Raw genomic sequence first — 20,756 nt, 5'->3', positions numbered from 1 at the left:
TTCGCTAGTTCTAACATATCATTTACTTTTTAAACATTCCACCAACGTTTGGTCCGATATTTGGTCCATATGGTGATACGTTCGGTCCTGGTCCATATGGTGATATTTGATGCCCATGGTGATGATGGCCATGACCGCATGGTCCACATCCACCGCCAAATCCACCAACAGATCCACCGCCAAATCCACCAACAGATCCACCGCCAAATCCTGGATCACCAGGATCTACAACGTTTACGTTCGAGTTTGTTTGTGGGAAGAAGCCTTGATTTTTAATTTGTTGATGATGTACGTGTGTTGTATGTGTTGGGAAAATGTGTGGCACCACCGTTGTTGAAAAAGAATGTGTTACGCATTGCTTAGTCGGATGAATGACAGGAGCAGTTGTACAAATAGGTCCTACAGGCTTATGCCCTCCAAAACAAGGATGACAATGATGCATAGTTTTTCTCTCCTCTCTCATAAAGAAAATCTGATTACTCTTTACAATATGAGAAAAGAGGTAAAGCCGTTTGTTATATACACCCATTTATTTCATAGAAATTTGACTATTGCCCTACTTCATACATAATACTATTATAGATACCCCCCACTATTATTTACCAAAAAAACCTCCAACTTGTTTCACAATACCCGTCACTTGATTCATCGCATTCATCATTTGTCCAGCTGTGTTCATCATTTTATTTACATCATAGTTGCCATCTGATGTTTTAAATTGGGAAACAAAGCTAGAAAATTGACTCGGTTGCTGTTGTTGCTTTTGTTTATTCATAGTTGGATACGGTTGTTTTGGTGGATAAAACATCGCTTGTTGATTTCCATAGGGAGATGGTGGCGGCATATAATATTGCGAATTGATATAAGGTTGTTGTTGATTCATGTAGGGTTGTTGTGATTGTGACTGCTGCTGTTGATTCATGTAGGGTTGTTGTGGTTGTGGTTGCTGATTCATGTAGGGTTGTTGTGATTGTGATTGTGGCTGCTGTTGTTGATTCCCAAACGACACTTCAAATGGTTGATAATAATTTTGGTTCCCATAATGAGGCTCGAAAGGATACATATTATATCGTAAATATGTATCCTCATTATATTGGTACATATTTTGCTGTGCATATGGATTTGTTTGCTGATATACATTAGGTTGTTGAAACATGCATACTCTCCTCCTTCACATAAGTTTCTACATATAGAATATGTACCTATAAAATAAAATGTGTGACGGAGTATCTGTCTGTTTTTGTCGGAAGTTTAAATTTTTAAAAAAATTAGAAAGTAAACCCTTCCATGCTATGATAATAAGGAAGAAGATTCTCATGGGGGAGGAATCAACATGGTATTAGGGGATTTAAAACAAGCGTTTTCTCAAAAAAAGGGGTACTGTACAGAAAGTTCAAATGAACTGCTAGACTTTGCGAGACATTGTTATCTCGAAGGAAAAATATGCATCTCAGATTACCGAACATTAATACGTGAATTAGAAATAAACGGCGCAACAAAACCTACAACAGCGACAGAAGCCTAAAAAAACAAGAGGGTTTTCCCCCTCTTGTTACTTACATTGATCTACGATATTTTGCAAAGTATACGAAATAGCTTGATGAGTTTCAAAGAAACGTTTACCTTTTCCCTTATTAACAAAACATTGTAGCACATTAGTTTGTAAATTCTCATACACTTGATCGATTTGTTGCACATGTATATACTTAGGCCGCTCTTCCTTTATCCATATATAAGCTAATTCTTTCCACACCTCTAACTCCGTATCTACCATATCAACAAATGGCTTCATATCCTTATAAAAATCATATTCATCCATTTCTCTTTTTTTTACATTGGCTTCATCATTATACTGCATTAACTTCTCCGAAGACTGGATTAATGCTTCATATTTCATTTTATTCCCACCTTATTATGCACTGACTACGACGTTTTGAAATGTCTTTACCCAGCTCCCTTTTTCTTCGTGATGCACTAATTTATTTTCCATATGCTCAATATGCATTTCTGTTATTTCTATCTTATTGCATATTTTTTCAACTTTATCCTTCAATGCGTGATTCATTCTAATCCCAATATTCATTTCCAGCAAATCGAGAGAACTTAACATTTGATCCATTTTTTTCATAACATCTTCCTTCTGAACCATCGCCATATTTAAAACGCCCCCTTCTTTGCCTTTCCTTTGTCATGTAATTTCGCCGATTGATTAGTTACTCCTGCTCACATGACAAAACTAGTTGATATTCGTCAAAGAAATCATTTTGTATGCCATTTTTAGAAATGGTAACAATACAAAAAGGAGGTGTATTACGATGGCAAAAAATAAAAATGAAAAAAAGAAAAAACAAAACAAACAACAAAACAAACCTGAGACTGGTAATCCAAAGCTTGATGGTCCAAATTTCCCCGCTACATAAAGTGAAACTTTAATCAGTGAGTGTTTTGTTCATCCCCACTGATTATTAGCCTTCACCAATCGAGCGTTTACGGACAGCAGGGCTTCCACCTAACTTCTTTGCTCCAGCCGAATTTTGAGGTGGGAGTTTTACCGCCCACAAATAGCTAATTTCCAGTCTAACCTTCCCTACTTGCTTTCAATAAGTGCTGAGGTTAAAGTCGTACTGCCAGCAAATAGCGAAGTAAAAAGTAATTTGTTGAAGAACATATTACTTTTAATCAAGAAGCCCCGCCTTCATGTAGGAAGGCGGGACTTTTTGATTATATCATGAACTCATCTATTCTTTTAACAAAACTACTTAATATAGAAAGAGTATGTATTTGCTCCCTCTTCATTTTATACCATTCTGTTATATTAATTCCTCCCTTTGGTTTTTCAAGTACAAATAACGACTCCACTTCCATCCCTTCACTAAACCAATCTTTTTCAATTAATTTTTCGTGAGCGACAATAGCGTACACATCTCTAAGAGCCGGTGTACTTGATTTTCTAATCTCTCTTATATTGCATTCATAATCCATCCTTGATCCCGTATGCCTAGTTTGCAATGCAAACTTATAAAAAGAATCTTTATACTTTGAATGAAATAATAACCAAGCTAACTTCTTCCCAAGTTCTATACGTTTTTGTAACGTTTCAAATTGATAAACTGAAAACCCATACATTCTCCCTTCCATCATTGGAAAAACAACTGCACTAATGTGAAGTATTTCTTGAAATTTGAACACTGCCGTATCAAATACATGTTTTTGAAAGTATGTATTCTCGATTACTGGTTTTTGAATTTTATTTTGTTCATTAATAATAAGTGCCGTCATAAGCCTATTGATATCTTTTTTCTCCCAGAAATATGACCATTCTTTTTCCATAAAAATTGATATGTTGAAAAATTGTAACAAATGAAATAGCGGCTCACATCGCCTTTTACTTTCTTCATACAGTAATAGTTGAGGAAATGCATCTAAGAAAATGAGCCAATTGGCTTTCTCATAACATAGAAATAATCGCCTCTTAACTGTTTGGGACAGAAGATTAGAATAATATTCTCCTTCTAAATCTGTCATATTCCATCCCCCATTCCTTGAGACCATACTTGCTAAAAAAGACCATCGGATTTCTTTATTTCTCAAATAATATTCTTGGTAAGATTGTGTACGTGAAATGTTATCCACGTTAGCTACATCCGTTCTCTCCTTAATATTAAGAACTATAGCTTTCTCCTCTTCTGTACACAAAATATCATTACGGTTTTGTTTAATTTTTTCGTAATCGTTCCAGCTAAACATGAATAAGTACCATACCTTTCTTGAAAAAGGTCACATCTTTTTTCATTTTTTGATATAATCACCTTTGTAAGTAATTCTTAACAAGTTGGGAGTGGACACAATATGACCATTCGTTACCCAAATGGAAAAAGGTACGATCAAGCTTCACAACCTCATAAGACACCAATAAAAAAACATACTTACAGTAATAGAGGTATGTCCCTTGAAGAGGAATTGAATGAAACCAATCAATATTACTTAACCCATAATATTGCATGCGTACATAAAAAACCTACACCTCTTCAAATTGTAAAAGTAGATTACCCCGCTCGAAGTGCTGCAGTGGTAAAAGAAGCGTATTTCAAACAACCTTCTACAACAGATTACAACGGTGTATACAAAGGGAAATACATCGATTTTGAAGCGAAAGAAACTAAAAATAAAACCAGTTTTCCACTTCAAAACTTCCACCTTCATCAAATTGAACATATGAAGCAAGTAGTCGCTCATAATGGAATTGCATTTGTTATTATTAAATTTACACTTTTTGATGAATTTTATTTATTAGATGCAAAACATATTATTGCATTTTGGAATCGTCAAAATACTGGTGGACGTAAATCGATTACAAAACAAGAAATAGAAGAGCATGGGTCTTTATTATCATGCGGTTATCACCCTCGAATTGATTATATCCGCGTACTAGACACGGTTTATTTTTCGTGATAGAGTCATCACTAAGGCTCTTTTTTCGACTTTTGGGGGAGAGAATGAAAGGTAGGAGAAAGTATAATGTCAGATAATTATCGTTCTCGTACAGAACGAAATCATGTAAAAAATCAAACGAAAGAAACTCATAAAGAAGAAAAGCCAAAGAAAAAAGGTTCCTTTTTCAAGAAATTCCTTATAGGTTGTCTACTTCTTGGTATCGTCGGCCTCGTAGCTGGCGTTTCGGCTTTCTTTGTTATGGTAAAGGACGCTCCGAAATTAGACAAATCAAAACTTGTCAATCCTTTATCAACAAAATTCCTTGATAAAAACGGGAATTTCTTCTATGAATACGGTGCTGAAAAACGAACCCATGTTACTTACGATCAAATTCCCAAAGTAATTGAAAGTGCATTCCTTGCGACTGAGGATGCTCGCTTCTATAAGCATGATGGAATTGATTTTAAACGTACTGGAATGGCAATTATGGAAAATGTCACTGGTGGCTTTGGCTCACAAGGTGGTAGTACGATTACACAGCAAGTAGTTAAAAACTATTTTCTAACGATGGACAAAACTGCAAAGAGAAAAGTGCAGGAATGGTACTTATCTTATAAGTTAGAGCAACAGTACTCAAAACATGAAATTTTAGAAATGTACTTAAATAAGATTAACTTAGGTAATCGCTCTTATGGTATTTCAACAGCGGCTAAAAAATATTACGGTAAAGATTTAAAAGACATACAATTACATGAAGCTGCAATGCTCGCCGGTTTACCCCAAGGTCCTAACATTTATGACCCAACAAAAGAAGAAAACGTTGAGCGAGCAACGAAACGTCGTAATATCGTATTATCTTTAATGAATCGACACGGGTATATAACGAAACAAGAAATGAATGACGCAATGCAAATCCCTGTAACACAAGGACTTCTTCCATCTTCAGAAGTGACTGAAATGAAGTACCAAGCATTTTTAGATGCTGTTGTAAAAGAAGTTGAAAAAGAATATCCGGATGTAAATATCGGTTCAGATGGTTTAACGATTCATACAACACTTGATCAAGATGCTCAAGATTACGCTGACAAAATTATGGATGGCAACCTTATTAAGTATCCGGACGATCAATTCCAAGGATCATTCGTATTTATGGATACACAGTCTGGAGAAGTTCGAGCAATTGGTGCTGGGCGTAAAGAAAGTAAGTCTACTTTCAAAGGTCATAATATGGCAACTGATTTAAAACGCCAAGTTGGTTCAACAATGAAACCAGTTTTCGATTATGGTCCAGCCGTTGAGAATCTTCAATGGTCTACTTATCATCAATTAAATGACTCTGACTATACTTACTCTGATGGCACAAAGATTAAAAATGCTACAGGTAGTTATAAAGGAGACGTTTCACTACGTGAAGCACTGAAAAAATCTTTAAATATCCCTGCTTTAAAGACAGCTCAAGCGGTTGGTCTTAATAAATCAAAAGACTTTGCTGAAGGTTTAGGCATGACATTTAAAGAAGGAAAGGTATATGAATCAACAGCAATCGGTAGTAACGATAGTTCTCCATTAGAATTAGCAGGTGCCTATGCAGCATTTGGAAATGATGGTGTTTATAATAAACCTCACTTCGTAAAAGAAGTTATCTTCCCAGACGGGAAAAAGAAAAGCTTTAAACCGAAAGAACAACGCGCAATGCACGACTATACAGCTTACATGATTACTGACGTTCTTCGTGACGTAGTAAAACCTGGTTCTGGTGGTACAGGTCCAACAGCATATGTTTCAGGTGTAGACGTAGCAGGTAAAACCGGAACACAAAACTTTGATAAGTCAGTTATAAAAAAATATGGTATCCCAGATGACGCAAACAGAGACAGCTGGTTCGCTGGATATACCCCACAATATACAATGACTGTATGGACTGGTTATGAAAAAGATGGCCCAGAAAATTACATTGGCGATCGCTCTACTAGAATTGCACAGCAAATGTTCCAAGTAATGATGAGCAAATTCGCTACAGATAACTCTCGTTTTGAACGTCCTTCTTCTGTTCAAGAAATAAACGGAGAGTTATACGTAAAAGGTGCGAAGAAAGATGCAATTAAACAAATTAAAGTAGATCCACCTAGTGGTCTTAATGTCGCTTTCGATGGAGCTAGCACAGTGACACTGAACTGGTCTGGACCATCATCAAATGTTGATGCATACGCAGCAAGCTATAAAGCTACTGACGGTTCTAGTGGTAGCTTGTCAGTAAGCGGTACGACTGCTACTCTTGGTGGTATTAAACCAGGTGTTACTTACAGCTTCTCTGTAGTAGCGAAAAAGGGTACTGGAACAAGTCCTGCAATTGGTGCATCATTCACCGCGCCTGGCGGAACTCCAGATGCGAAAAAAGCTGAGGAAGAGGCTAAGAAGAAGGCTGACGAAGAAGCTAAGAAAAAGGCTGACGAAGAGGCCCAGAAAAAGGCCAATGAAGATAAACTAAAACAAGAAGAGGCTACAAAAAAAGCTGAAGAAGATCAGCGTAAACAACAAGAGCAGCAACAGCAAGAACAACAACGTAAACAGCAAGAAGAAGCTCAAAAGAAAGCTGCTGAAGAAGAGGCTAAGAAGAAGGCTGACGAAGAAGCTAAGAAAAAAGCTGACGAAGAAGCTAAGAGAAAAGCTGACGAAGAAGCTAAGAGAAAAGCTGACGAAGAAGCTAGAAAAAAAGCTGAAGAAGAGCAGCACCAACAGAATACCGGAGGAGATACACCTCACGCAGACGGAGATGTTGTTACATCAGAGTCTTAATAACAAAAAAGAAGTCCTTACTCTTAACGAGAAAAGGACTTCTTTTTTGTTATCATTTTCTTAACATGTAGCTTTTCTATTTCAATATACAGCTGTGCTAATTGAATATATGAATGATAATTACTCGGTTTCTTTGTAATAAATGAGTATCGTTCTACAAAATTAACAGGTTGTGCTTCCAATTCATTCGTATTTACTTGCATCTCATTCAAACTATGAACAGGCTTCTCATTTAGCCAATATACAACCGATAGCAAGTGTGCTGCAAAAAGAATCATCGGGCCCTCAGCTTCTTGTTTTTTTCGGTTTCGAAATAGTGTAGCAATTTCTTCATGCCTGCTTTTCCATACATTTAACACCGCCGGAATACTTGTTTCAATTTCATTCCACGGCTCATATTGTCTTTCAATATCAAATATAAAGTAAGTATTTTGTATTATTTCTTCAAAAGACTGGTCTGTATTATACGTAATCGAATTTGCATTCTTTTTAAAAAATGGTACGTACCGAAACTCTTTCGGTATTTCTATAACTCGCTCCATCCTTTATTTCCCCTTCATTCGTTTCTTTCCTTCACGACATATTTCTAGTAATCGGCACTCTTCACATTGTGGTCGCTGCGCCTTACAGTAATAACGTCCAAAGAAAATCATACGGTGGTGTGTAACTCCCCACTCATCCATTGGAATTTTCTTCATCAATGTCTTTTCCACTTCTAACACAGAATCTTTCCATCTACAAATTGCTAACCGTTTACTTACTCTCTCTACATGCGTATCAACAGCAATCGCTGGAATTCCAAATGCTACCGAAACAACTACATTCGCTGTCTTTCTCCCTACTCCTGGTAATTTCGTCAGCTCGTCACGGTCTTCTGGAACTTTCCCGTTATAATCATCTAGTAACATCCGGCACAATTTTTGAATATTTTTCGCCTTATTTCTAAACAATCCAATGGATCGTATATCTTGTTGTAATTCTTCTAAAGACACACTTAAATAATCTTCTGGTGTTTTATATTTTTGAAATAAGTTTTTCGTCACTTTATTCACAAGTGCATCTGTACATTGTGCAGATAATGCCACTGCGATTACAAGTTCAAATGGATTATCATGAATTAATTCACAATGCGCTTCTGGATACATATCCGCCATTGTATCTAAACAATAACGAATTTGCGTTTTGTTCAACATATCTTTCCTCCTACACTACTGCTCCAACCAATTATAAAAAGGCACTTTCCCAGTAAATTTCGTCTCTTGTTTTGTCGTTTGTTGTGTGCGTTGTTGATTCGCTCTAAATTTCTGGCCTTGATTTTGTGCTTGATCTACCGTTTTAATTCCGTTCTTTTTCCACTCAAACAAAATACGATCAATATACCGGAAATTAAGTTTACCACTCATAACAGCTTCACGAAGAGCCGCTTGAATTAAATTTGGATGGTGTTGATCTTGATCTTCCCACATCCCTAATGTTTCACATTCAAATGGCGAAAGTGGTCTTCCGAATTCTTTTTCAAATACTGTATATAAATTTACTTGAATTTGTTTTTGTTCTTTTTGCTCTTCCTCTATAGATTCATTCATTAAAAAGTGCAATATTTTTTCCCACAGTGGTTGTAAAGAATAACTTTCACACATCATCGCTTCAGATCTTTGTCCACCTTCTAGTGCTAAAAAACCTTTTTGGATTAAAGTCTGAATCACTTCCATGCATTTCATTTCTGTTATCGTCATCCGTTCTGAAATCTCTGAAGGAGTCGGGAACGAATTACCTGATTCTAAAAATGTGTGTACATGAAGTACTACCATAAATTCCGTCTCATTTAAACCTAGCTTTTTATAATGCATCATAAGCAATTTAGGAATCGCTATGCTTCCCTGTTCAAACCATTGTAACATCATTTTCTTTTTCATCACCAAACACCTCGCTTTCTAGTATAACACACCTTTAGCAATTTCTTTTTGCCACAATTCGTCAAAAAAACCTCCCTATATATAGGGAGGTTTTTTGCCATTTACTACAAGAAACAGACGATTAAGCCTGTACTTTACTTTTCATGAACGTATGAATTCGTTCTAATGCTTTCTCAACTTGCTCAAGAGATGTCGCATACGATAATCGAACGTTATTTGGTGCACCAAATCCTGTACCTGGAACGAGAGCCACCTTTTCTTCTTCTAATAATGCTTTTGCCCACTCATCAACTGTATCATACCCAGCTAATGCTACGGCTTCTTTTACATTTGGGAATAAGTAAAAAGCACCTTGTGGCTTAATGCAAGTGAAACCAGGAATTTGAATTAATTTATCATAAATAATGTTCAATCTTTCTTCAAACGCTTGACGCATTATTTTTACAGGTTCTTGTGAGCCTGCATACGCAGCAATTGCACCGTATTGAGCAATTGAAGTAGGGTTTGACGTACTATGACTCGCTAAGTTCGTCATCGCCTTAATAAGCTGCTTATTTCCTGCTGCATATCCAATGCGCCAACCTGTCATAGAATGAGACTTAGATACACCATTAATAATAAGTGTTTGTTCTTTTAATGCATTAGAAAGCTGGGCAATTGAAGTATATTCCGCGTCACCATAAATTAATTTTTCATAAATCTCATCTGAAACGATTAAGATATCATGTTCTAAACATACTTCTCCAAGTTGTTGTAATTCTTCTTTGCTGTAAATCATCCCTGTTGGATTGCTCGGTGAATTAATAATAACTGCTTTCGTTTTCTCTGTAATTGCCTCACGCAGCTGCTTTGCTGTAATTTTGTACTCATTGCCTTCTAGACCTTCTACATAAACTGGCTTACCACCAGCAAGCTTTACTTGCTCAGGATAACTTACCCAATAAGGAGTTGGGATAATAACTTCATCTCCTTCATCAAGTAACACTTGGAATAATGTATATAATGCATGCTTGGCACCATTACATACAATAATTTCAGATGGATCATACGCAATTCCTTGATCACGAGTAAACTTCTTCACAATTTCTTGTTTTAACGCTTGTAATCCACCTGTTGGTGTATACTTCGTATGTCCTTCTAACATCGCTTTATGCGCAGCATCCATAATATGTTCTGGCGTATTAAAGTCAGGTTCTCCTGCTCCTAATGCAATTACATCATGACCTTCTGCTTTTAATGCTTGTGCCTTTGCTGTAATTTCTAAAGTTGCAGATGGTGTTAAAGCAGCTACTCGCTTTGCTAATTTCATTTGTAGTTCCCCCTACATCTATTTTTCAATGCTGTAGTGTCCAGCATAAACCCCATTTTGAAACTCTAAATAGTAATACGTATAACGATCTTCCTGATCAATATATGTAATTTCCCACAATGGAATATCGTTTTGAGCACCTAATTTTACTTTTATAATTTCTTTTGGTTTCGGCTTCGGCTCAGCACCTTCTCCTGTAGCTTGTTCAGCCAATTTTTGCAAAGCTTCTTTTTCAGAAATACCTTCGCTCTTTTTCTTCACAAGGACATTTCCTTTTTTATCAGGCACCCAAACAATAATTTGTTCTCCTTTTTCGTCTACACCTTGCACGACTGTATATGAAGAGTTTCCATTATAATAATCCACAGATTTTACCTTTGTAAGCTTTGCTTTTTCTTTAGCAATTTCTACAGATTTTGCCTCTTTAGGAATTTTCTTTTCCATTGCTTTATTATAAACATACGCCCCATATATTCCGCTAGCAACGATTACGATAACGATTGCAAAGATCCACTTTTTCATTGTATCACTACGTTCTGTAAATCGTAAATACAGCTGTATCTTTATCTTTTTCGTCTAATGCTAATCCGAACATGAGGTCCTGCTCTTTTAACGTACGATTCAAACTATCAACGATTTTATACAAGTCAGACGAATATTTAATACGCGTCGTTGATAGGACTTCGATTTTCTTATCCATGAAAAAAACTCCTCCGTTACATAAAAATTTCTAATTATAGAAGAACGCAATGCGGTTACAATAAGAGTACATTCTTTACAACCCCTGCTTCATCACCCATCTATTATAGCAGGACATGTACAGCAAAAAAAGGTTTCAAGTCGAAAACCAATACATTTTGTATACAAGAAGTAAGAAAAATAAAATTCCTCCTACCCACATTTTTTACGCCTGAAGTTTAAATGTACTTCAGGCGTATTTTTATTCCAATTTTATTCATTTGGCCGTTCCTTTAATTGTTCTAACAATTCTTCTAGAGGACCTTCATAGAGCGGGACAGTTGGGATTGATTGTAAAAAACGTTTTCCATAAGAAGAGCTTGTCAAACGACGATCTAATACAAATACAGTTCCCGTATCTGTATTTGTTCTAATAAGACGACCAAACCCTTGTTTGAAACGCAAGATTGCTTGCGGGAGCGCCAACTTAGCGAATACGTCTTCTCCTTGATTTTTTAACCACTCTCCTTTTGCTTCCATCATCGGCTGATGAGGAGGGGTAAAAGGAAGACGGACAATGACAAGACAACTCAGGGCATCTCCAGGTATATCTATCCCTTCCCAAAAACTACTTGTTCCTAACAAAATCGATTTGTCGAACTCCTGGAATTTGCGGATTAGACGACTTCGGCTCTTATTATTCACACTTTGCGTTAATAATAAATATCCTTCTAATGTCTCATCATTTTTCAAATTCGTATACGCTTCTTTCAACATTTCATACGAAGTGAATAAAACGAGCATTCTACCTTTTGTAGCTTTCGCTATTTTCGCAATATGTGCCGATATAGACTCAATATATTCTTCATTACTTGCTTTCTTAATAAAAGGTACATCCGTTGAAACCATTAATTTCATTTGCTCTTCAAAACGGAATGGTGATGGCACCTTTAATGTATTGGGAGCAAAATCATGTAAACCTAGCTCCTCTTTTATATAGTCGAATGAATCATTAACTGTTAACGTTGCTGATGTGAAAATAACACTCTTTTTCTGGGTTAAAAATTCATCAGCAAATCTTTCGCCAATATGAACGGGCTGCGCATATAAAACTGTTGAATGAATCGTTCCCTTCGTTTCAGTCTCCATCCATGTCACGTATGAATTTTTTTCTAAAATGAGTAATTGTAAAGATTGTGCCATCTTTCTCAACAACCCAATTAAATGCATAAATTCACCTGTAACGACATGCATCTCCCATTCTAATTTACTTTGCAATATTTCAACTTGCTTCTCAAGTGTAGTCAATAACTTTCTTACATCATACACAAATCGATTTGTTAACTCAGTAATGCTATCCCATAACTTACCTTTCTCTACTTCCGTGTTATATCGATAAATGAGTGGCATATTGCTCATCCCTTGTTCCTGCTTTGTTTGTTTAAATACGAAAGTCCGTAACATTTGAAATAGTTCATCCGCATCAAATTTCAATTCCTTCAAACTATGACTCACCATACGGAAAGTCGAACGAGATGCTTGCTCTGATTTTTTCATCATTTTATATACTTTAGAAAGTACATCATCTGTTTCTAGCGTACCAAGACGAGATAAAGCTAATTGAAAATACATGCATGAGAACTGTTCACCTAATGTTCTACTCGCCGCTTCCTCGATATGATGAGCTTCATCAAAAATAATATGTTCACATGAAGCAAACAGTGGTTCTTCACTTGAAAAATCTTGAAATAATAACGCATGATTTGTAATAACGATATCTGCAAATAATGCTTTATTCTTTGCTCTTTGATAAAAACAACGACTATACCAGTTGCTTTGCATCCCGCCTGGACTATGTACATCACTACAAATACGGTTCCAAAGTAACTTGCCGCCCTCAGGAATATTTAATTCATCACGATCGCCAGTTTCCGTTTGCAATAACCATACTAAAATTTTTGCCTTTGTGAGCGCCATATCATAATTTTTCTCTTCCTCTTGCAAAGCATATTCAAATTTGTGTAGACAAAGATAATGCTTTCTTCCTTTCAGAAGAGCTACTTCAAATGAAAATGACATTATTTTCTGTAATAACGGTATTTCTTTTTCTAGTATTTGTTGTTGCAGTTGTACAGTTTGTGTACTTATAATGACAGGTTCTTCTTTTTTCTTTGCAAAATAAATACTTGGAAGTAAATATGCAAGTGTCTTCCCCGTACCTGTTCCTGCTTCAATAAGTGAAAACCTAGAATCTCTTAGTGCTGTATATATTTCCTTCATCATAATCTGTTGGCTTTCTCTTTTTTGAAACTTTGGCATACTTAACTCAAGTTTATCCATTGTCTTATGTAAGAAAGCATCAAATTTAGATGAGCATGTTTCACTGAGACTTAAAGAATAATTCCGCTTTCGAAGCGCAATATTTCGATACACTTCATACCCCTCTGCCCTTTCTTTACCATGCATCATTTTCTTTAAAATATTTTCAGAAAGCACATCAGCTATATCACTTTGGAAAACATCACTTAATTCATAAAGCGATTGCAACGTGACAAGCGGTAACTTTTCGATTTCATTTAAAAATTGTATAAACAATTCCGCTGTTGCAAGAGCATCACTATCCGCACGATGTGGTTGATCGTGCTCTAGTTCATGTTTCTTAGCTAAATCACGTAATTTATAACTATCAGCTGTCGGCAAAAGAATTTGCGCCAACTCAACTGTATCAACTTTTGGGCAATGTACTTCTGTATATCCAGCCTGCCTTAATTCTTCCGTTAAAAAATTCCAATCAAAGTGAACGTTATGTGCAACGAAAGCTGCACCTTGTAATAGCTCAACAATCATCGGGGCTACATCTTGAAATAACGGGGCTTGCTTAACCAAACTCTCATCAATCCCTGTTAATTCTGTAATAAATGGTGGAATCTCTCTCTTCGGATTAATAAAAGATGAAAAAATCTCTAATATCTCTCCATCTTCCACTACAACAGCCGCAATTTGGGTGATTTTATCCTTCCCATCCTTCCAGGAGTTCCCTGTCGTCTCTAAATCAACAACGACATAACGCTTACTCATATATGTAACACCTCAATTTCTTGCCTATCAAACACAAAATTATATAATGTTACTATACCACGTTTTATCTCATCTTAATGAAAAGATGCACAAAAAAGCTATCTCCAGAATAGAGATAGCCTTCCTACTTATAATATCGTGCCCGCTTTTTCAGCACCTAACATTTCAATAATTTGATTATCATCGTCTAACACTGCAATTTTTGGCTCTTGTTTATGAACATTTTCTTCTGCCACTAAGCCGTAGCAAATAATAATAACTTTATCTCCGGGCTGTACAAGCCTTGCAGCTGCACCATTTAAACAAACAACACCACTACCGCGTTCTCCTTTAATAACATATGTCTCTAAGCGAGCACCATTATTGTTATTTACAATTTGTACTTTTTCATTTTCTACAATATTTACTGCATCCATTAAATCTTCATCAATTGTAATACTACCTACATAATTTAAATTTGCTTCTGTTACTGTTGCGCGATGTAACTTCGCTCTCATCATTGTGCGAAACATAGATGCTCCCCCTTATTTAACCGTTACTGTTATATTGTCAATTAATCGTACATTCTCAAATTTAACTGCAATTGCTAAAATGATTCGTCCTTCAATTTTATCCATTACTTGTAGTGAAGGATATGCATATAAATCAGCATAATCTACAGTGCCTTTCGTATATGTCTCAATATACTCTTGCACAAGAGTTGTAATGATTTCTGAATTACGTTCGCCTGCCTCAATGTTTTCTTTCGCTATACATAGACTGCGGTATAAATGAGAAGCCTCTTCACGCTCTTCTTGTGATAAGTACACATTACGAGAACTTTTCGCTAATCCGTCCTCTTCCCTTACAATATCCACTGGTACAATCGTAACTGGAATATTAAAATCAGCAACAAACCCTTCAATGACAGCGACTTGCTGTGCATCTTTCATACCGAAATAAGCACGCGTTGGCAATGTGATATTAAATAGTTTCATTAGTACAGTCGCAACACCAGCGAAATGACCAGGTCTTTGTTTGCCACATAATACGTCGGTACGCTTCACAACTTCTACTGTTGTCGTTTGTTCTGCTGGATACATTTCTTCTACACTCGGATAAAATAAATAATCAACACCATTTTCTTTTGCTACATTTTCGTCTCTATCAATATCACGTGGGTATCGATCTAAATCTTCGTTCGGCCCAAACTGTAGTGGGTTTACAAATACACTTAAAACTACAATTTCATTTTCTTCCCTTGCCTTACGTAATAAAGTAGCATGCCCTTCGTGTAAATACCCCATCGTTGGAACAAAACCGATACTTTTTCCACTTGTACGAAGTTCGTTTGTAATTTGCTGCATCTCTTGCACTGTAGTTATGATTTTCATTATTGTTTTCCTCCGTATAACGCTAAGCATTCTTCCTCTTTCATTGTGAATGAATGTTTTTCTTCAGGAAATTGCCCTGTCTTTACTTCAGTAACGTATTGCGAAATCCCTCGCACAATCTCCTCTTGAACAGACGTATATTGCTTCACAAATTTCGGAACACGATTTACGCCGTACGAGATAAGATCATGGTATACAAGAACTTGCCCATCTACTTTTTTTCCTGCTCCAATTCCGATTGTAGGAATTGTTAACTGCTCTGAAATAAGTTCTGCTAATTGCATTGGCACACACTCTAACACAAGTGCTATTGCACCAGCTTCCTCACATTTCTTCGCATCTTCTATTAATTTTTTTGCACTTTCAGCATCTTTCCCTTGTACTTTATACCCACCTAGCACTCCTACAGATTGAGGAGTTAAACCTAAATGCGCCACAACGGGAACTCCCGCATTCGTTAAGTAATGAATAGTTGATATAACTTCTCCAGCACCTTCTACCTTTAATGCATGTGCCCCGCTCTCTTGAACAATGCGACGTGCATTAACCATCGTATCCTGCAATGAGACATGATAAGACATAAATGGCATATCAGTTACAATAAACGTCTCTTTCGCTCCGCGGCGTACAGCTTTCGTATGATGAATCATATCCTCTACTGTTACTGGAACTGTTGAATCATACCCAAGTACAACCATTCCTAGAGAATCACCCACTAAAATCATATCGACTTTAGCTTCTTCTGCTAATTTAGCAGATGGATAATCATACGCCGTTAGCATTGTAATCGGCTCACCTTGCTCTTTCATTTTCAAAAAATCTGTTTTTGTTTTCAAAAACTACTCCTCCTTTATGCAGGAGAGAGGAGATGGCCGAAATCATATAAAAAACCCCTCTGGCCATAAAAGGGCAGAAGGGTTGTGTGTTAGTCGGCATTATTCATCCCTCTGTCCCAGTCCGTTATTGGATCAAGGCAGAATCCAAATTATTATTTTTTCATACTGCGTAAAATAATGGTGCAGTTCGCTTTGATACTGCCCATATTCGAACTAATTATAGCAAACTCTGAAAAGGAATTGCTACATTTTTTTGAAAAAATAATTTTCTATTCCTATTACGGTATGTGAAATTTATCAGTATCTAAATGACAAAAAGAAGCTCCAAAATAGGAACTTCTTTTACTTAATTTCTATATCGGCAGAATGAATGTGGTGCACTTGTCCTTGATGATCCTCAAGTAACAATACACCATCCTCCGTAATCCCTTTTGCTAGCCCATTAATAGTTTCCTTCATCGTTCGAGCTGTAATTTCTTTTCCGATACTTACTGCGTAACTTTCCCACAGAATTTTAATAACAGAGAAGCCATTTTTTAAATACTCTTCATACAATTTCTCTAGTTGCAAGAAAATTTGTTGCATAAGTTCCGCACGAACAATCGGCTTACCCGATTCAATTGCTAATGAAGTTGCAATTTGCTGAATTTCCTCATCAAAATGTTCTTGTTTCTGATTTGCATTAATGCCAATTCCCATAATAACAGCATTAATTTTATCTGGATCAGCTTGCATCTCCGTTAATATACCGACAGCTTTTTTCCCTTGAATTAAAATATCATTTGGCCATTTAATCCCTACGTTTACACCGGTACATTTTTCAATTGCTTGCGCTACGCTAACAGCCGCTAATAAAGTAAGCTGCGGGGCGTGATGAACTGGAATAGATGGACGCAAAATAATACTCATCCAAATTCCTGTTCCTTTTGGAGAATACCATTTTCTACTTAGACGCCCTCTACCTGCTGTTTGTTGTTCAGCAACAACAATTGTTCCCTCTTCTGCGCCTTCATAAGCAAGTCTTGCTGCAATATGCTGAGTAGATTCAACCGACTCTTCAAAATAAACCGTTCTACCGATACGCTCTGTTTGTAATCCTAATTGAATCTCATTAGCAGTTACTTTATCTGGTTTACTAGCAATTCGGTACCCTAAGCGGCGTACAGCTTCTAGTTCATACCCTTCATTACGAAGATCCTCCATATGCTTCCATACAGCGGTTCTCGAACAGCCAAGTTTGTCACTAAGTGTTTGACCAGATACAAATGCACCATCTGCTTCAGAAAAAACTTGTAATAACTGCTTTCTTATAGTAGATTGCATTTTTCTAGCCACTCCCTTATATTCTCTTTCTTATTGACTAAATCTCCTTGTACGATTGCTTCTTCAATGTTTTGAAGCACTTCGGCAACCCACGGACCTGGCTTTTTATCTGCCCAGCTTAATAAATCGTTACCAGTCACATTCATTTCTTGACGATTTTTTATCGGCAATGCATGAAATAATGATTGTACTTGCTTAACAGACGCGCTATTATAACTTTCTATTATCGCTTCATATACTCTTTCTGCCATTTCAGCGATGTGAATTCCAGTTTTATAAAGAAGGACTGTATCCCATTCCTTCTCCTTTCTAGAACGAATTGCTAATAAAACCGCTACAATATCCTTAATCTTTTTATTCGAGAACTTCCATTGACGTAAAAAGACAGCTGGATGCTCTTCTCCGATACAATATAAGAAAAATGCCCACGCCTCAATATCTGTTTCAAAAGAATCCCATTTATACTGCGTAGCTTTCAAGAGCCTTTCTTCTGACATTTGTAAATATGGCAGATGAGAAAATAGCTTCGTTTCTACCAATTCTTGAAGCCCTTTCACACAATACATACCCGTCAATAACTTTTCGAACTCAACTGTAATTCTTTCAATCGCTATATGTTCGAGCAAATGCCCATACGTTTCAATTGCTTGTTTCGTCTTTGTTTCCAAAGAGAAACCTAACGTACTTACGAACCGAATACCACGCATCATTCGCAGTGCATCTTCTTGAAAACGGTCTGCAGCATCTCCAACCGTTGTAATTTCCTTCAGACGAATCGCTTCTTGCCCAGCAAATAAATCAATCATTTCGCCTTCCACTGTCATTGCAATTGCATTCATTGTGAAATCACGTCGTTTTAAATCCTCTTCTAATGAACGGACAAATTGAACACTACTAGGTCTCCGAAAATCTTCATATTCGCTTTCTGTTCGAAAAGTAGTTACCTCATACGGTTCACCATTTTCTACAACAATTACAGTTCCATGCTCAAGACCAACCGGAACATGTCTTGGGAAAATAGCCATTACTTCTTCTGGTAAGGCAGAGGTTGCGATATCGATATCTCCAATTGGTCTATCGATAATAAGATCGCGTACACTTCCACCAACGAAGTAAGCCTCATGTCCGTGCTGTTTTAATATCTCAATAATTGAACTAGCTTTTTTAAATCTTTCCATTCTTGTCATCCCTTAGTATGTCATAATAAATCGCCTCATACTGTGAAACGATTTTTTCCGAACGAAACTGCTCATATACAGATTTCATCGCCCGCTCCCCCATATTACGGTGAAGTTCTTCATTTTCTAGTAGTTGAATTGCTTGCTTAGCTATTCCATCTGTATCTCCAACTTCACATATATATCCTGTTTCACCATGTTGAATGACCTCTGGAATGCCCCCAACCCTCGTTCCGATACTAGGCACACCACACGCCATCGCTTCTAATATAACGAGACCAAAACTTTCCTTTTCTGATAAAAGTAGCATTAAATCACTCATCGCAAGAAGCTCTGCAACATTATCTTGCTTTCCTAGGAATAAGACACGTTCCTCAATATGTAAACTTTTCACCAATTGTAAAATAGTACAGAACTCTGGTCCATCCCCAACAAGAAGCAATTTCGCATCTACTCCCTTTACAATTTTGGCAAATGACTGCACAACATCCTGTACACGCTTAACCTTTCGGAAATTTGAAATATGAATCAACACTTTTTCATTTTCTCGTATACCATATTCTTTTTTTAATTGAGACATATCACGTTTGAAATACACACGTTCGTCTACAAAATTGTATACCGTCTCAATTTCTTTATCTGGTTTTACAAGTTCATTCGTTTCTTCAATTAACGAATGTGACACAGCAGTAACTACATCAGATTGTTCAATACCAAAGCGAATTAAATTATTTAACGAAGGGTCGGAACCTAACACAGTAATATCTGTTCCATGTAAGGTTGTAACAATTTTAATACGCTCTCCAATCATTTGTTTTGCTAAATATGCACAAATAGCATGAGGGATTGCATAATGCACATGTAAAATATCAAGATTTTCTCTTTGAGCAACCTCGGCCATTTTACTTGCTAACGCTAAATCGTAAGGTGGATATTGAAATACTGAATATTGATTTACTGCTACTTCGTGAAAATAAATGTTTGGATACACTTTATTTAACCGGAATGGTACACCCGATGTAATAAAATGAATTTCATGCCCACGTTCCGCCAATTGCTTTCCTAATTCCGTTCCAACCACACCAGAACCACCTACAGAAGGATAACATGTAATACCTATTTTCAATCTCATTTACATCCCCCTATTAAATCAGCATGTAATAAAACCGGTTTCTTACTCATAAATCCTTCGGCATACATCACTCCAACTTCTTTCCCAAACATCTTCTCACGAGCAATTACTGTTTCAACGTAACCTTCAGTTAATGGTGTCTTAACACCATCACTTCCTGTTGAAAACTGACTTTCATACGCTTCTAACGCCTCCACCTTTTCAGAAAGGTATTCACTAATATCTATACAAAAATTCGGTTTATGAAAACCATTAATCATATAATTATAAAAAGACTCTACACGGTGCGGCGAAATCTCAGGCATATATTTACGAATTCCCGCTGAGAAGATAGCTTCTTCCACAAGTTTCGCGCAATTAGCATGGTCTGGATGACGATCTTCGTAATATGGTGCGAAAATTAGCGTCGGTTTATATGTACGAATAACCTTTACAATTTCACGTATATATTCTTCTTTCATATACAAACCACGGTCTGGCATTGCTAAATTAATTCTCGTTTTTACTCCCATAATACGAGCTGCAGCTTTTGCTTCTTCTTTTCTTAGTTCTACCGTTCCATTTGAAGAAAGATCAGCTTCTGTTAAATCGCAAATACCTACTTCATATCCTTGTTTCGTATACTTTGCAATGGTACCTGCCATGCCGATTTCAACATCATCGGCATGAGCACCAAACGCTAATATATGTAATCCACTCATAA

23 protein-coding genes are annotated in these 20,756 nt (G+C 36.6%); 4 read left to right on the top strand and 19 right to left on the bottom strand.

Annotation, left to right across the window (positions count from 1 at the left end; translation table 11 throughout):
- Positions 1-22: 22 nt before the first annotated feature.
- Both MRBLBA3_RS11465 and MRBLBA3_RS11460 read right to left on the bottom strand, forming a co-directional pair.
- On the bottom strand, positions 23-442 hold the full coding sequence (locus MRBLBA3_RS11465) for a CotD family spore coat protein (protein WP_363381303.1): 420 nt from the start codon (positions 440-442) through the stop codon (positions 23-25).
- A gap of 153 nt (positions 443-595) precedes the next feature.
- Positions 596-1,156, bottom strand: coding sequence for a YppG family protein (locus MRBLBA3_RS11460; RefSeq protein WP_363381301.1), 561 nt, complete (start codon positions 1,154-1,156; stop codon positions 596-598).
- 177 nt (positions 1,157-1,333) lie between these two features.
- On the opposite strand from MRBLBA3_RS11460, the gene MRBLBA3_RS11455 reads away from it, so the two are divergent.
- Positions 1,334-1,525: a YppF family protein gene (locus MRBLBA3_RS11455; RefSeq protein WP_000242654.1), complete on the top strand. Its 192-nt coding sequence runs from the start codon at positions 1,334-1,336 to the stop codon at positions 1,523-1,525.
- 27 nt (positions 1,526-1,552) lie between these two features.
- On the opposite strand, the gene MRBLBA3_RS11450 is transcribed toward MRBLBA3_RS11455, so the two are convergent.
- Complete coding sequence (locus MRBLBA3_RS11450) at positions 1,553-1,897, bottom strand: YppE family protein (protein ID WP_000872965.1); 345 nt, start codon at positions 1,895-1,897, stop codon at positions 1,553-1,555.
- Positions 1,898-1,912: 15 nt separating this feature from the next.
- On the bottom strand, positions 1,913-2,155 hold the full coding sequence (locus tag MRBLBA3_RS11445; RefSeq protein ID WP_001252038.1) for a hypothetical protein: 243 nt from the start codon (positions 2,153-2,155) through the stop codon (positions 1,913-1,915).
- 85 nt (positions 2,156-2,240) lie between these two features.
- Here MRBLBA3_RS11445 and MRBLBA3_RS11440 point away from each other — a divergent pair, with 85 nt between their 5' ends.
- On the top strand, positions 2,241-2,420 hold the full coding sequence (locus MRBLBA3_RS11440) for a phage portal protein (RefSeq protein WP_079999100.1): 180 nt from the start codon (positions 2,241-2,243) through the stop codon (positions 2,418-2,420).
- A 301-nt stretch (positions 2,421-2,721) separates the two neighbouring features.
- Here the strand turns inward: MRBLBA3_RS11440 and MRBLBA3_RS11435 are convergent, their stop codons facing one another.
- Positions 2,722-3,747 (bottom strand): DUF2515 domain-containing protein, encoded by a 1,026-nt coding sequence (locus MRBLBA3_RS11435; RefSeq protein ID WP_363381298.1) that lies wholly within the window; start codon positions 3,745-3,747, stop codon positions 2,722-2,724.
- Positions 3,748-3,849: 102 nt separating this feature from the next.
- On the opposite strand from MRBLBA3_RS11435, the gene recU reads away from it, so the two are divergent.
- Together recU and MRBLBA3_RS11425 are read left to right on the top strand one after the other, a co-directional pair.
- Positions 3,850-4,452 (top strand): Holliday junction resolvase RecU, encoded by a 603-nt coding sequence (recU, locus tag MRBLBA3_RS11430; RefSeq protein WP_000155584.1) that lies wholly within the window; start codon positions 3,850-3,852, stop codon positions 4,450-4,452.
- Positions 4,453-4,518: 66 nt separating this feature from the next.
- Complete coding sequence (locus MRBLBA3_RS11425) at positions 4,519-7,230, top strand: PBP1A family penicillin-binding protein (protein WP_363381296.1); 2,712 nt, start codon at positions 4,519-4,521, stop codon at positions 7,228-7,230.
- Positions 7,231-7,253: 23 nt separating this feature from the next.
- Here the strand turns inward: MRBLBA3_RS11425 and MRBLBA3_RS11420 are convergent, their stop codons facing one another.
- The 14 genes from MRBLBA3_RS11420 to bshB1 all read right to left on the bottom strand — a co-directional run bounded on the left by MRBLBA3_RS11420 (position 7,254) and on the right by bshB1 (position 20,754).
- Positions 7,254-7,772: a YpoC family protein gene (locus MRBLBA3_RS11420; RefSeq protein ID WP_363381294.1), complete on the bottom strand. Its 519-nt coding sequence runs from the start codon at positions 7,770-7,772 to the stop codon at positions 7,254-7,256.
- Between the two features lie 3 nt (positions 7,773-7,775).
- Positions 7,776-8,423 carry an endonuclease III gene (gene nth / locus MRBLBA3_RS11415; RefSeq protein WP_000933020.1) on the bottom strand — a complete coding sequence of 216 codons (648 nt, stop codon included), beginning with the start codon at positions 8,421-8,423 and terminating at the stop codon, positions 7,776-7,778.
- A 15-nt stretch (positions 8,424-8,438) separates the two neighbouring features.
- On the bottom strand, positions 8,439-9,146 hold the full coding sequence (gene dnaD / locus MRBLBA3_RS11410; protein WP_000728545.1) for a DNA replication protein DnaD: 708 nt from the start codon (positions 9,144-9,146) through the stop codon (positions 8,439-8,441).
- A gap of 121 nt (positions 9,147-9,267) precedes the next feature.
- Positions 9,268-10,455 carry an aspartate transaminase AspB gene (gene aspB, locus MRBLBA3_RS11405; protein WP_363381291.1) on the bottom strand — a complete coding sequence of 396 codons (1,188 nt, stop codon included), beginning with the start codon at positions 10,453-10,455 and terminating at the stop codon, positions 9,268-9,270.
- Between the two features lie 18 nt (positions 10,456-10,473).
- A complete protein-coding gene (locus tag MRBLBA3_RS11400; protein ID WP_097831706.1) occupies positions 10,474-10,977 on the bottom strand; it encodes a DUF5590 domain-containing protein in 504 nt (167 codons plus the stop codon).
- Between the two features lie 7 nt (positions 10,978-10,984).
- Positions 10,985-11,155 carry a YpmA family protein gene (locus tag MRBLBA3_RS11395; protein WP_363381289.1) on the bottom strand — a complete coding sequence of 57 codons (171 nt, stop codon included), beginning with the start codon at positions 11,153-11,155 and terminating at the stop codon, positions 10,985-10,987.
- Between the two features lie 251 nt (positions 11,156-11,406).
- Positions 11,407-14,211, bottom strand: coding sequence for an ATP-dependent DNA helicase DinG (gene dinG / locus MRBLBA3_RS11390; RefSeq protein WP_363381287.1), 2,805 nt, complete (start codon positions 14,209-14,211; stop codon positions 11,407-11,409).
- Between the two features lie 128 nt (positions 14,212-14,339).
- The gene (gene panD, locus MRBLBA3_RS11385; protein ID WP_000490180.1) at positions 14,340-14,723 is read right to left on the bottom strand and encodes an aspartate 1-decarboxylase; all 384 of its coding nucleotides are present in this window, start codon (positions 14,721-14,723) and stop codon (positions 14,340-14,342) included.
- Between the two features lie 12 nt (positions 14,724-14,735).
- On the bottom strand, positions 14,736-15,584 hold the full coding sequence (panC, locus tag MRBLBA3_RS11380) for a pantoate--beta-alanine ligase (protein ID WP_363381285.1): 849 nt from the start codon (positions 15,582-15,584) through the stop codon (positions 14,736-14,738).
- Positions 15,584-16,420 carry a 3-methyl-2-oxobutanoate hydroxymethyltransferase gene (gene panB, locus MRBLBA3_RS11375; RefSeq protein WP_078204382.1) on the bottom strand — a complete coding sequence of 279 codons (837 nt, stop codon included), beginning with the start codon at positions 16,418-16,420 and terminating at the stop codon, positions 15,584-15,586. Before panB ends, panC begins: the two co-directional genes overlap by 1 nt.
- 342 nt (positions 16,421-16,762) lie before the next feature.
- Positions 16,763-17,743: a biotin--[acetyl-CoA-carboxylase] ligase gene (locus tag MRBLBA3_RS11370; RefSeq protein WP_363381282.1), complete on the bottom strand. Its 981-nt coding sequence runs from the start codon at positions 17,741-17,743 to the stop codon at positions 16,763-16,765.
- Positions 17,728-18,921: a CCA tRNA nucleotidyltransferase gene (locus tag MRBLBA3_RS11365; RefSeq protein WP_363381280.1), complete on the bottom strand. Its 1,194-nt coding sequence runs from the start codon at positions 18,919-18,921 to the stop codon at positions 17,728-17,730. Before MRBLBA3_RS11365 ends, MRBLBA3_RS11370 begins: the two co-directional genes overlap by 16 nt.
- Positions 18,908-20,053 carry an N-acetyl-alpha-D-glucosaminyl L-malate synthase BshA gene (gene bshA / locus MRBLBA3_RS11360; protein WP_128855279.1) on the bottom strand — a complete coding sequence of 382 codons (1,146 nt, stop codon included), beginning with the start codon at positions 20,051-20,053 and terminating at the stop codon, positions 18,908-18,910. The genes MRBLBA3_RS11365 and bshA overlap by 14 nt, the downstream gene beginning before the upstream one ends.
- Positions 20,050-20,754, bottom strand: coding sequence for a bacillithiol biosynthesis deacetylase BshB1 (gene bshB1, locus MRBLBA3_RS11355; protein WP_363381278.1), 705 nt, complete (start codon positions 20,752-20,754; stop codon positions 20,050-20,052). Before bshB1 ends, bshA begins: the two co-directional genes overlap by 4 nt.
- Between the last annotated feature and the right edge of the window lie 2 nt (positions 20,755-20,756).

Origin of the sequence: Bacillus sp. LBA3-1-1.1, from assembly GCF_040676495.1 — a bacterium.
In the GTDB taxonomy this organism is placed as follows: domain Bacteria; phylum Bacillota; class Bacilli; order Bacillales; family Bacillaceae_G; genus Bacillus_A; species Bacillus_A nitratireducens.
Note: the sequence above shows the minus strand (reverse complement) of the source record. Positions and strands in the feature narration are given on the sequence as shown.